Source organism: Chitinophaga sp. 10T418 (assembly GCF_056394125.1).
Window position 1 is genome coordinate 402790 of the sequence record NZ_JBFTHG010000007.1, and the last position, 12829, is coordinate 415618.

At 44.8% G+C, this 12829-nt stretch carries 14 protein-coding genes; 7 read left to right on the forward strand and 7 right to left on the reverse strand.

Annotation, left to right across the window (positions count from 1 at the left end; translation table 11 throughout):
• Positions 1-48: 48 nt before the first annotated feature.
• The 3 genes from AC1DCV_RS22450 to gcvT form a co-directional block, all read right to left on the reverse strand.
• Complete coding sequence (locus AC1DCV_RS22450) at positions 49-771, reverse strand: 2-phosphosulfolactate phosphatase (RefSeq protein ID WP_477025245.1); 723 nt, start codon at positions 769-771, stop codon at positions 49-51.
• A gap of 16 nt (positions 772-787) precedes the next feature.
• Positions 788-1261 carry an SRPBCC family protein gene (locus tag AC1DCV_RS22455; RefSeq protein ID WP_441572875.1) on the reverse strand — a complete coding sequence of 158 codons (474 nt, stop codon included), beginning with the start codon at positions 1259-1261 and terminating at the stop codon, positions 788-790.
• A 91-nt stretch (positions 1262-1352) separates the two neighbouring features.
• Positions 1353-2441: a glycine cleavage system aminomethyltransferase GcvT gene (gene gcvT, locus AC1DCV_RS22460; protein WP_441572874.1), complete on the reverse strand. Its 1089-nt coding sequence runs from the start codon at positions 2439-2441 to the stop codon at positions 1353-1355.
• A gap of 201 nt (positions 2442-2642) precedes the next feature.
• Between gcvT and AC1DCV_RS22465 the strand changes: the two genes are divergently transcribed.
• From AC1DCV_RS22465 to AC1DCV_RS22480, 4 genes are all read left to right on the forward strand, one after another.
• The gene (locus tag AC1DCV_RS22465; protein WP_477025246.1) at positions 2643-3926 is read left to right on the forward strand and encodes a M28 family peptidase; all 1284 of its coding nucleotides are present in this window, start codon (positions 2643-2645) and stop codon (positions 3924-3926) included.
• Positions 3927-4023: 97 nt separating this feature from the next.
• On the forward strand, positions 4024-4419 hold the full coding sequence (locus tag AC1DCV_RS22470; RefSeq protein ID WP_441572872.1) for a nuclear transport factor 2 family protein: 396 nt from the start codon (positions 4024-4026) through the stop codon (positions 4417-4419).
• A 12-nt stretch (positions 4420-4431) separates the two neighbouring features.
• Positions 4432-4842: a hypothetical protein gene (locus AC1DCV_RS22475; RefSeq protein ID WP_477025247.1), complete on the forward strand. Its 411-nt coding sequence runs from the start codon at positions 4432-4434 to the stop codon at positions 4840-4842.
• A gap of 12 nt (positions 4843-4854) precedes the next feature.
• Entirely contained in the window at positions 4855-5544 is a 690-nt protein-coding gene (locus AC1DCV_RS22480; protein ID WP_477025248.1) for an NUDIX hydrolase, read from the forward strand.
• Positions 5545-5611: 67 nt separating this feature from the next.
• Here the strand turns inward: AC1DCV_RS22480 and AC1DCV_RS22485 are convergent, their stop codons facing one another.
• Together AC1DCV_RS22485 and AC1DCV_RS22490 are read right to left on the reverse strand one after the other, a co-directional pair.
• Positions 5612-6241 carry a class I SAM-dependent methyltransferase gene (locus AC1DCV_RS22485; protein WP_477025249.1) on the reverse strand — a complete coding sequence of 210 codons (630 nt, stop codon included), beginning with the start codon at positions 6239-6241 and terminating at the stop codon, positions 5612-5614.
• Between the two features lie 38 nt (positions 6242-6279).
• Positions 6280-6834, reverse strand: a complete 555-nt coding sequence (locus tag AC1DCV_RS22490; protein WP_477025250.1) for a TetR/AcrR family transcriptional regulator — start codon at positions 6832-6834, stop codon at positions 6280-6282.
• Between the two features lie 233 nt (positions 6835-7067).
• On the opposite strand from AC1DCV_RS22490, the gene AC1DCV_RS22495 reads away from it, so the two are divergent.
• Positions 7068-7973, forward strand: coding sequence for an NUDIX domain-containing protein (locus tag AC1DCV_RS22495; RefSeq protein ID WP_477025251.1), 906 nt, complete (start codon positions 7068-7070; stop codon positions 7971-7973).
• Positions 7974-7990: 17 nt separating this feature from the next.
• Positions 7991-9406 carry a nicotinate phosphoribosyltransferase gene (locus AC1DCV_RS22500; protein WP_477025252.1) on the forward strand — a complete coding sequence of 472 codons (1416 nt, stop codon included), beginning with the start codon at positions 7991-7993 and terminating at the stop codon, positions 9404-9406.
• Between the two features lie 130 nt (positions 9407-9536).
• On the opposite strand, the gene AC1DCV_RS22505 is transcribed toward AC1DCV_RS22500, so the two are convergent.
• The gene (locus AC1DCV_RS22505) at positions 9537-10106 is read right to left on the reverse strand and encodes a hypothetical protein (RefSeq protein ID WP_477025253.1); all 570 of its coding nucleotides are present in this window, start codon (positions 10104-10106) and stop codon (positions 9537-9539) included.
• Between the two features lie 211 nt (positions 10107-10317).
• Here AC1DCV_RS22505 and AC1DCV_RS22510 point away from each other — a divergent pair, with 211 nt between their 5' ends.
• Entirely contained in the window at positions 10318-11904 is a 1587-nt protein-coding gene (locus AC1DCV_RS22510) for a class I SAM-dependent methyltransferase (RefSeq protein WP_477025254.1), read from the forward strand.
• Between the two features lie 46 nt (positions 11905-11950).
• Here AC1DCV_RS22510 and AC1DCV_RS22515 read toward each other — a convergent pair whose 3' ends face one another.
• On the reverse strand, positions 11951-12826 hold the full coding sequence (locus AC1DCV_RS22515; protein WP_477025255.1) for an SMP-30/gluconolactonase/LRE family protein: 876 nt from the start codon (positions 12824-12826) through the stop codon (positions 11951-11953).
• Between the last annotated feature and the right edge of the window lie 3 nt (positions 12827-12829).

Genomic DNA, 12829 nt, shown 5'->3' on the forward strand with positions numbered 1-12829 from the left:
AAGATCCCATCGTTAATCTTCGCTCATCTTTTATCCAATGCAGGAAAATTATCCTGCAATCAACTCCCCATCCCTAAACAGTGGCAGCACATTAGCGCCATCTGCGGTGAGGCAGTAATGTATATCTTTTTCCAGCCCATAATTCGCTAAGCGCTTGTAATGGGAGGCCTGTGTCATAAAGGTATAAATATCGTCTTTGGCGGTATCGTAAAGCGTTTCTGCGGCAACAGCAGAATCACAGTTTACATCAAAGTGTGCTTTAATGCGGCTTACCACGGCGCCGGCAAACAGGGTATCTTCCATGTTTATACGGTCTTTCCAGGCAGCACAGCCGAGAATAACGTTTTGATTTTGTGCGATGAGGTAATCACACACGGCGCTGATATTAGGGAAAGAGCCGGTAATGATTTGTATGGCATCTTTCGCCATGTGCAATAATTTGGTACCGTTGGTAGTGGTTAAAACGAGTGTTTTATTTTCTACAAACTCACGTGGATACTCAAAAGGAGAATTTCCGTGTACCAGTCCTTCTGCTATTCTTCCATCGCGTTCGCCGGCGGTGATGCCGCCAATGGCGCGGCCGATGTTCACACATTCTTCCACACTGGCCACTGGTATTACCCGGGAGGCACCATTATATAGTGCGGTGCAAATGGTAGAAGTAGCACGTAGTACATCTATAATAACTACGATACTGTTTTTTACATCAAACAAATGTAGTAAAGCCGGAGATAAACATACTTCCAGGCTGGGTTTGTTGCTTTCTGTCATTCAATTACTTTTAACTTTAATCAAGGATTACTCTCCACTTTTCACTCTCTGCATAACCCTTAATGGCATTGTTACGCTCCTGCAGGAGTTTGGTCATATATTTACACAGATAGAATCGTTCAAATACCCGTCCGAACCAGCCGTAGGGCGTTCCAAAATCCATGATATCAATCATTACTGTACCGTTGCCGATTTCTTTAAAGTGATGTTCATGGTTCATATGGGTAAAGTCACCGGAAGTCATTTCATCAGTAAAGAACTCATTCTGGCGCATCGCGGTGATCTTAGTCGTCAGCTCCCTCATTTTGCCCAGATGCTTTGCTCGCCAGGTCACTGTTTCGTTATAAGATATTAGTCCGTTGGTACGACCTTTTATCGCTTCCTCCTGGCGGTGCGACATACTTTTTTTGTGCAGCGTAATGCTCCTGCTCAGGTCAAAGACCCTCTCCAGCGGAGCATGGATGACAGTAGTTAAGTGAATGGTAGGCATAGATATGGTAATAAAATATAAAAATTCCGGTGCACTGAAAACTTTCCAGGCACCGAAATTAACAACTTTAACCGGCTATTCATACATATTCCTAGCTCAGGAATGGCACTTTTACCACTTTTGCTTTCAGGGCCTTATCCCTAACGGCAATAAATATTTCGGTATCCTGCGCTGCGAAAGCTGTTTTCACATAGCCGAGACCGATAGCTTTCTGCATGGAAGGGGATTGGGTACCGGAAGTTACGCGGCCAATCACATTACCTGCTGCATCTTTAATTTCATAGTCGTGACGGGGAATGCCTTTATCCACCATTTCAAAGCCTACCAGCTTTTTGGTGATACCTTCTGCTTTCTGTTTTGCAAATAACTCGCTGGAGGTAAATGGTTTGGTGAATTTGGTAATCCAGCCCAAACCAGCTTCCATAGGGGAAGTGGTATCATCGATATCATTACCATACAGGCAGAAACCCATTTCCAGACGGAGGGTATCGCGGGCGCCCAAACCAATAGGTTTCAGTCCTTTAGGGCCACCTGCTGCGAAAATAGCGTCCCAGATCTTGTCTGCTGCGCCGTCTACGTCTTCAAAATAAATTTCAATCCCACCTGCACCGGTGTAGCCGGTAGCACTGATCACCACATTAGGTACCCCTGCAAACACGCCTTTTGTAAAGGTGTAGTACTTCATGTTGATGAGGTCTACTTCTGTGAGCGGTTGGAGGATGCTGGTAGCATTAGGCCCCTGGATGGCCAGCAGGCAGGTTTTGTCGGAAATGTTGTGCATTTCCACGTTGTTGGTGTTGAACTGGCTGATCCAGTTCCAGTCTTTTTCAATATTGCTGGCATTTACCACCAGCATGTATACTTTATTTTCTTCGATGCAATAAACCAGCAGATCGTCTACGATACCACCGTCGTTGTTGGGTAAACAGCTGTACTGAGCTTTGCCTGCAGTGAGCTTGGATGCATCATTGCTGGTAACGCGCTGAATCAGGTCCAGTGCATTTTCGCCCTTTAAAATAAATTCGCCCATGTGGCTTACATCGAACACGCCGGCGTTTGTACGCACCGCCTGATGCTCATCGTTAATACCAGTGTAGGAAATAGGCATGTTGTAACCCGCAAAGGCGGCCATCTTGGCACCCAGCGCAATGTGTTTCTCTGTAAAAGGCGTGTTTTTCATACTTTGTTTTTAAAACGGGGCAAAAATAGCGATTTGAGAATTATGAACGACCAACAGAAAGTGGCGAATGACTGTTTTAAGACGAAAGCATTACATTACAATTAGTTAGAATACAACAGGATCGTCAAAAGAACTTCACTCAATTTAGCTATTCGACACTGGTAATCCGTAATTTTGCACCAACACCCAAATCAGATTGCTGTGAAAAAGATAACCTGGCTGTTACCATTGGTGGTTGTAACCATATACGTTCATGCACAGAAGAAAGAGGACAGAAAAACCATAGGTAACCTACAATTGCACATTAATTACCTGAGCAGCGACAAGCTGGAAGGCCGTAGTACCGGGGCTCCCGGTGAACAGCTGGCCGCCGCATACATCGCCGCACAGATGCAGCAAAACGGTTTAACTCCCATGGGAGAAGATGGATTTTTACAGACTTTTACCATAAAAGAAACCCGTGAACCGGCAGCTACCTGTCACATGACCATCAATGAAGATAAGTTGCTGGCTGGCAAACAATTTCTCCCATTACCCTTCAGCGCGGAGAAACCAGCCAAAGGTGAAGCGATGCCCAGCGTAAATGAACCCGATAACATCTGGCTCATCAATGTGGCGGAAATAGATACCGACAGCCAGAAAAGCATGCTGCAGCTATATCTGCAGCAAACCCAGATCGCCGAAAAATCCGGCGCCTCCGGTGTGGTATTTTATAATGGGAAAGAAACCATTGCTGAAGTGCTGAAATGGCTCGAGCAACACCCAGCCCCTACAGGCATCCCTGCCGTTTGGGTAAGCAGTGATGTCAGCAAAAAGCTGAATGCCGAAGATGCCGGCAGCTTCCAGGTAAACATGCAGATTGCCTTTAAAGCTATTAAACGCAGCGGTACCAACGTGATCGGCTATATTAACAACAAAGCCCCCAGAACCATCATCATTGGCGCACATTATGACTACCGCGGTTGGGAAACCACGTCCAGGGCAGAAGATAATGCCAGCGGAACAGCGGCTTTGCTGGAAATAGCCCGCTTACTGAACAACTCCCGTCTCCATAACAACAACTATATTATTGTCGCCTTTTCCGGCAAGGAACAGGGCCTGTCCGGCTCAAAATATTTTGCGGCCCACAGCACCGTGAACCTTTCGCAGGTAAACTATATGATTAATATGGACGGTATCGGCCAACTGAACCCAGGCACCGCCTTACAGATCGGCGGCACCGGCACCTCCCCGGGATGGGCTGCAATTCTACAGCAGGCCACTACCAAAGAGCTGCCACTGGTATATGATTCCAGCGGTATCTACAACTCCGATCATGCATCTTTCTACAAAAAAAATATACCCGTTCTTTACTTCTCTACCAGCACGGCCACCAGCGACAACAAGATAAATTACGATGGCACCCTCAACGTGTTGAAGCTGGTATACAATATCATTGATAAAACAAACGATAAGGACAAACTCGCATTCAGCAGCATCCCCTGATTACGATCCCTTCAAAATTTGGGAGTTACATATAGGTGCGAAATGTATATTTTCGCATAAATACGTAATTCGTAAATAAATCAATTTATCCCTTTAAATGGACGAGAAACTGGCGCTTATATACCGGTATTTCCAGCTGCTGGAGAGCTTTTCAGCAGACCCCGTTGAATTTGCCAGGATTTTTCATCCCAACATTATTCAGACTGAATATCCAAATCAGCTCTCGAATGAGATCAAACAACGAAATTTTGAGATCATGCTGGAAAGCATGGCCACCAATAAAATCATTTTAAAATCCCAACACTTCAGCGTGCTGAAAGTAGTGGAATCCGGCAACACCCTCGTGGTAGAAGCCAAATGGACCGGCGAAATAGGAGTAGATGCAGGACAATTCCGCCGGGGACAAATAATGAAAGCATTCATTTGCACCATCATCGAATTTCGCGATGGCAAAATTTACCGCCAACGCAACTACGATTGTTACGAACATTAAAGCTTTGAGATCATGAATAAAATATTATCACTCCTTACTATCACGGTGGCATTGTTTGCGTGTAACCATTCCCGTAATGACGAGCACACTACAGACAAATCCGCTTACGATGTGATCAGCGAGAAATCCTACGTGTACCGCGAATTTAAACCAGCCGCCAGCGCACTGAACGATTCCGTACTGCAACTGAGAAAACAACTCACCGACTACCTGGACCAGCACCAGTTTAAAGGCCACATCGCCGCAAAAGATAGCCTGCTGTTTCACCGCGCCAACGGCCAGGAAGTGATCATAGAATTACCCACCCCTCAGGATATATGGGAACAAAGCACTATTATCGTTTTTGATCCGCAGAAAAATCCTTTGTTCGTAAATTTACATAAAGGCACTGCCCAGTTAGATCATTACATTCAAGTAAAATAATCAGATAAGAGTTTGGCGGCGATAAAACAAAACATCAGACTAACCGTGGATGCGGTAGTATTTGGATATATTCCCAAAGAAGGCATTGTGGTACTGCTTATTAAGCGCACCATACAGCCCTATCTGCACAGCTGGGCGCTGCCCGGTGGATTTGTGCTGGACGAAGAAGCCCTGGAAGAAGCAGTGACCCGTGAACTGCTCACAGAAGCCGGCGTAAACATCAACTACCTGGAACAACTGTATACTTTTGGTCTCCCGGGCCGTGATCCACGCGGCAGAGTAGTGTCTATCGCCTACTTCGGCCTGGTAAATCCCACTAACTTTAAACTGGCTGCCAGCTCTGATGCGGAAGACGCCAACTGGTTTAACATCAAAGACCTGCCCGCACTGGCCTTTGATCACGCTACCATTATTAACGTGGCCGTACAACGCCTGCGCAGCAAAATCCGCTACGAACCTATCGGCTTCGAACTCCTCGATAAAAAATTCCCGATCGCCGATCTGGAAAAACTCTATGAAACCTTGCTGGACCGGCCCATTGACCGCCGCAATTTTCAAAAGAAGATTAATCACCTGGGCATACTGATTTCACATAATGAAAAGCAAAAACAGGTGTCGCAGGGGAGACCCGCCAATCTGTTCAGCTTTGATGAGGACCGGTATTTTAAACTGAAAAAAGAAGGGATGACGTTTGAGATATAATTTCGGAGGATAGGAGCATGCTGTGAAAGGGCCGGAAACATATCCGGCCGCCCATCGATCTGCCTTATTATTCCTTCTTACATTTTATAACTATAAAACTCAATGATGCCCCATTCTCCGTCTGCTTATTAGGCTCCTCCATTTCTGAAAACGCTATCAACCCATACTTTCCAAACTCCCGCTGTATCGAATCCGCATCATAGAAAAACAGTTGTACGCCTTTCCTCGCTTCGAACCGCTCTTTACTCAGTTTCCGGCCTTTCCCGTACATAGGCGCCCTTTTTGAGATCGTCACGAAAATCATATACCCACCGGATTTCAGCTGATCATAACAATCCCTGATGAACTTTTTTCTTTCCCGGTTATTCAATAAATGGATCAGCGCAAAGCAAAATATTCCGTCATACAATTTGTTGTCAAAAGGCATGTCCGACACGGAACCGTTATAAACAGTCATGTCATCAGCTCCCAGGGCTTTTGCCAGATCTATGGCTGTTTTGGAGATCTCAATGCCGGTAACGGTAATACCATTATCATGAAAGATCTTGGCATTTCTGCCGTATCCAAATCCAGGCAGCAGTATATCGTGAACGTTGCTGGCTATAAAAAAATCCTTTGCCTGGATAGCGGAATCTGCCGGCTCCGCCCCCCACATCAATTGCTTTTCTATAAAACTTGACTCCCAGAATTCCGTCATATGGCAGGCTTTAAAAAATCAATCATGCTATTCCATTTTTAAAACGTTATGCCGACACTCCTGCTAAAAGAAAACCAGGCGAATTTCTTAATATCATTTTGCGCAACGTTACCGGATCGTAACGCATCTATGGTGGTATTGATCATACCGCCGAAGAGAACAAAGATCCACCACAGCGTAAGCTGGCTATCTATTATACCATTCTTTTGTAAGCCAGCTACCAGTGAAAACCATTTCTGCTTTACATTATCCATCTGGTCATTACAGACTTCTTCCTGTGGAGGTATGTTTTGCTGTTTCAGTTTATTCAGAAATGCATACTTATATCCGCAATCAATTCCCGCATAAAGCATCATTTCCAGTTGCGTTAAAGGATCAGTAGTGCTATTAAAAGCAGTATTCATTGCCTGCTCACAAGTCTGAAGCATCTCGGTTTTACAGCTTTCTATCAGCTGCGCACGTTCCCTAAAATACCTGTTCAATGTTCTCCGGGTTACGCCGGCTTTATCTGCAACAGCGTCTAAAGTGGCGGAAAGATTATCATTGAATACATAAATGGCAGCATCAATAACTCTTTGGGCTGTTTCTTCCATCGCTCAAAGATAAGACACATGTCTCATAAATGAGACACTCTTTTTAATCCAACAAGTGTACAACTTTCGCGCTAACTCATTACATTTATCCTATCTCAGCCTGCCATCAGATTGCATTCCACTCAATCTTACGGTAACTGATTCCTTATTTTGTGTATTTTTTACAAGAAATATTTTGTCATTCCAAACCCTCTACATACATTTGTGTAACAATTACACAAAATAGCTCGGATATGCAAAACACGAAGCCCACAGGAGTTATTATCGCCAGGTTCCAGACACCTTCCTTACACGAAGGTCATCTGGCACTGATTCAGCAAGTGAAGCAGAAGCACAACCGGGTGCTGATCATACTAGGCGTAAGCCCGGTAAGAGGCAGCCGCAAAAATCCGCTCGACTACTACACCCGCGAACGTATGATCAAACAACAGTTCCCGGAAATCATCGTATTACCACTGAGCGATCAGAAAAGCGATGCTGTATGGTCACAGAAACTGGATGAACTGCTGCATAACAACTTTCCGCACGAAAGCTTTTTGCTATACGGCAGCCGCGATAGCTTCATGGGCACTTACACCGGTAAGTATACTACCGAAGCATTGCCACCGGTGAAAGATTATAACGCCACCGCTATGCGGGAAGCCTTATCCGACAGGGTGTTTGACACAGAAGAATTTCGCGCAGGCATTATATACAATACCTATAACCTGTTTCCTTCTGTATACGCAACCGTAGATATTGCACTGTTCAGAAACAATAAACAAGAGCTACTGTTAGGTCGTAAGCCCAACGAAAAAGCATGGAGATTGCCTGGCGGATTTTCCGACCCAACAGACGATAATTTCGAAATGGCCGCTGCCAGAGAGTTACAGGAAGAATGTGGCAAACTGGAAATTGGCCCCATGGAATACGTCGCCTCCCTGCGGGTGAACGACTGGCGGTATCGCTCTGAAGTGAACAAAATCATTACCACCCTGTTCAGTACAGACCTGGTGGATGGCACTCCCGCCGCCGGTGACGACCTGGCCGAAGTAAAATGGGTAACAGTAAAGAATATACCGGATTTAATGACCCAGGGAGAAATTGCAGATACACATCTCCCTTTACTCGCCAAACTGATAGAAAAATATTCTTACTAAGACTAAAATATTGAGATATGACAAAGGAAAACCTAATCCTCCTCGCAGATGCTTACAAATACTCCCACCACAAACTATATATTCCCGGCACCGAATACATCTACTCTTACCTCGAAAGCAGAGGTGGTAAATTTGATGAAACCGTTTTCTATGGCCTCCAATACTTTCTGAAAGAATATTTAGCCGGAGAAGTATTCACCAAAGAAAAGCTGGATGAAGCAGAAACCATGCTCACAGAGGTTTTCGGCCGCAAAGATATTTTTGACCGCAGCCGCTTTGAATACATCATTAACAAACATGGTGGTAAACTTCCTATCCGCATCAAAGCAGTAGCAGAAGGTACGGTAGTGCCTGTACGAAATGTGCTGATGACCATCGAAAACACCGACCCTGAATGTTTCTGGCTCACCAACTTCCTCGAAACACTGCTCATGCAGGTATGGTACCCCTGCACCGTAGCATCTGTATCCCGCGAAATTAAAAAAGTAGTAAAGAAATATTATGACGAAACCGCCAGCCAGGAAGCTTTCGCCGGAATTGATTTTGTACTCAACGACTTTGGCTTCCGCGGCGCCAGCTCTGTAGAAAGTGCCGGTATAGGCGGTAGCGCCCACCTGGTTAACTTCGCTGGTAGCGATACCATCCCCGGATCCCTGTTTGCCAAAAGATATTATGATGCCCCCACTGCACCCGGTCTGTCCATTCCTGCCACCGAACACTCAGTTGTTACTTTATTAGGAGAAGAAGGAGAACTGGAAATATTCAAACATATACTGGATACTTATCCCACCGGCACCATTGCCTGTGTATCCGACTCCTACAATATTTTCCGGGCATGTGAAGAATACTGGGGGACTGCTTTAAAAGAACAAATACTGAAGAGAGATGGTACCCTTGTTATCCGCCCCGATAGCGGAGATCCGGTACAAACCCTCCTGAAAATCTTCAGCATACTGATGGATAAGTTTGGCTTTACTACCAATGAAAAAGGTTTTAAAGTATTGCCTCCACAGGTAAGGGTAATACAAGGCGATGGCATCAGCTACTCTTCTATACCCGGCATATTTGAAGCCTTGAAACAAGCAGGTATCAGTGCTGAAAACCTCGTACTGGGTATGGGCGGTGCATTGCTCCAACGCGTAAACCGCGACACGCAGGAATTTGCCCTCAAATGCGCTTATGCTGTGGTAAACGGAGCACCCATCAATGTACAAAAGATGCCGGTAGAGTTAGATGCCACCGGCCACTTACGCACCTCTTTCAAAAAATCAAAAGCCGGAAAACTCAGGCTCGTAAAAGATAATAACACCTTCAAAACAGTCAGCGAAGCAGAAGCTACCGCCTCCGCCGACCTGCTGCAAACGGTATTCGAAAACGGTAAGGTCATCAAGAGCTATACTTTCGATGAAGTCCGCAAAACTGCCGTTCTCTAAAATCATCCCTATTTCTTCCAACAAGTTTGCCTCAGCTCCTGGCCGCCTCAGATAAGAGGCGGTCTTTTACTTTACCGCAAATGAAAAAGGTGCCCCAGGAATGAGACACCTTACACTTATAAAAAAACGATTAGTCCTTGTTGTGGCCATGACCATTACCATTGCCGTTCCCATGCCCATTACCATTATTCCCATGTCCGTTATTCCCATGTCCCTTGTCTTTATACTTTTTGCCATTGTTATCATCGCCGTAGTATTTCTTCTGGTTACCCTTTCCGTTCATGGGATGGCCCTTTACTACATAATACCTTTCATCTCTGCTATCCCTGATAATCTCCTGTTGATTATAATTCCCTTTATATTTACCATACTTGTTCCTGTATATGTCCGGATGCAGATAAGGTCTCGGTTCATTCACTACTACTTTGTAACTCCTGTATGGATCGTAGTGATACCTGGCTGGTAATGCAGAAGCGAACACCCACCGGCCTCCGTTCAGATAGATATATTGATGATTGGGTACATAATAGTAAGCATCTGCGTCAGGCAGGTAGTAATATTCGGCGTAATCATATCCAACTGGTCCCCATACCGGCTGGCTCCCGATGTTTACATTCACATTTAATTTCACCTGCGCACTCAGGCTTCCGTAGAAGAAACCACTGATAATTAAGCAGGTGACCAATATTATTTTTTTCATATGACACGTTTTTAATACTCGTTAAAAAAGATGACATCATGCAGGCATAACCATCTGTTACCAGACAAGAATCATGCTAGCTAAAATGGTCTTCCACAGCAGGTTATAAGGCATTCAGCAATACATGGAATCATGACAAAATATTAAATTGTTATACTTTTTTTAACGAATATGACTTATGATAATTCATCTCATTGCTTAACTTCACAACATGTATCTACTCATACCTGGTCGCCATCACCTGCTAACAGATTTTCAGTTCAAATACCTGAACCGCCTTATCAAATGCAAACTGGAAGGCGAAAAAGACGTGTATGGCAACCCGTTAGCCACACAGGAAATAGACGGTGTTATCTTCGCTGTTACTTCCGCCAATCACCTGGGTACCAAGCGGAACCCGGTGCCGTTCTACCTCCGCGCTATGATCATCCAGGAATTCTCCAACTCGCTGGATGTACCTGCATTTGTGTATGGTATCGATGACGTAGGCGTGATCAACGATTTTACAGAATATACGGTAAAGACTATACGACATTCCAGCGAAGGAGTACACCAGCTGAACCCGGAAAATACCCTGGTTATTTGTTCTACTGCGGTGAAGGAAATGTACCTCCATCATGGCTACACCGTTTTACCGGCAGAATGGGACCCTGCCAGTAATCAGTTTACACAACCCATGCCATGGGATATTGTAAAACTGGTGGCACACTCCGGCGACTGGCGCAAAAACAAAACTATCCTCGACCAGATGCACCCGGCGTCTTTTAAAATATGGTCGCTGTATGGAGTAGGGGAGAAGGTGCAGCATATCCTGAAAGATCCTATCATTGGCGCAGACGGCGATCTCACCGCTACCCGCGATTACAACGTGTACGTAAAACAAATGGACGATATCGCGGCCGACAAATACCGCGAAACGGCACCTTACATTCAGCCCGGCACTATCGGCGACATCGGTTGCGCAGTAGGCTCCTGGATTAAAATGGCCTGCGAAGATGATCGTCTCCATGAGTGCGACTTCTACGGCATTGAAGTATCCCGGCATTTATACGATATCTGCCTGCAACGAAAACATAACGGAGAATTCGCCAATCCATCAGTTTTCTTCTCACAAAAAAATGCGGTGACAAGCCTCGTATTTGAAGCCGGCAGCATGAATACCATTCATACCTCTTCCCTCACACATGAAATAGAATCGTATGGTAGCAGGGAAGATTTAATAGCGTTTATTCGTAATCGTTATAGCGAACTGGTTCCCGGCGGTGTGTGGATTAACAGAGACGTGGTAGGACCAGAGAATAAAGAAGAAACGGTTTTATTATGGCTCAACGATACCGATGGAGAGAACAATTTGCCTAAACCTGAAAATGCCAATACACATGAGCTGGCAGCCTGGCTGGGTAAACTATCTACTATGGCTATTTTCAAACAATTCGTAAAAGATTTCCGTCATCACGAAGGATTTCAATTACCTCATGAATGGGTAACCATCGCAGATAAAACCTATGCGCAGTTATCTATGCAGAATGCCTGTGAGTTTCTTTTCAAAAAAGATTACCACGATAACTGGCTCAGTGAAATGCATGAAACGTTTTGCTTCTGGAATTACAGCGACTGGAAAGCAGCGCTGGAGGAAGCAGGACTAAGATTAGATAATCTATCTTCCACCTGGCGGAATGAATGGATTGTGAAAAACAGGCTGGAAGGAAAGGTACAACTGATGCGCCCGTGCAATAATGATGTACCCTTACCTATCCCATTTCCTGTATCACATATGTTATTGATGGCCAGAAAATAATAAAAAGCAGAAAGCTGCTGGCCACAGCTTTCTGCTTCGCCCTGCCTTACAACCCTAATTTCTTCAGTGATACAATTTCCAATCTATTATCCAGCAATTGCGGGATCAGCAAATCATGCTTCTTTACATCCAATGCGATATCTGCAGGAGAGCGTTTCGTCTCTATTTTTGTGTACTGTTTTTTATCCAGGTCGTACACGTATAAATTGCCTTTCACCGGATCTTTAATAGTGATCCAGTCAGATACCAGCAAACGGTGATCATCTAACTGTACAATACCATCAAAAAGCCCTATAGGAGAACCTTCCATTGGCTCAAAGGCAGCATTGTCGTCATGCAGCTTCTTTGAAAATAATTTACCGGTACCATCCAAATCAGCACCCATGGAGCATACATATACTTCGTCCCGCTGCGCGTTATATAAAATACCATTGGGCACCATCATATCTCCCTTTAGTATTATCCAGGAAGCGGTATTTACATTTATCAGTAATGCATGACTTTTAAAAGAGTCTGTTATCACCAGCAAACTATCATCCACCTTGCTCAAATCGTTCAGCAGTACCGCTTTTCCTTCCAGATTTAAATCAAATACTTTTTGGCGGGTGGAAATATTATACCCTTTCAGGTGGTCAATATCTGCCACATATATTACATCGCCAATGATCTCCAGGCCTTTAGGAGCATTCAGTGAATCATTAAAATACTTTAACTCCTGCAGCTTGCCCGCGCTGTTCACGTAGGAGATGGCACCATCACCGTCTTTGGCGGTGGGATCGAGTTTGGTCCCGATGTCTGATACAAAATAGCCACCTTTATAAGCTACTACGCTTTCAGGTAAAGCAAGTCCTGTTATGGTTTGCTGGGCCTGCGTAATAAATGGCAGCACTAATAATGATAAAATGGGGATATATTTTTTCATGAG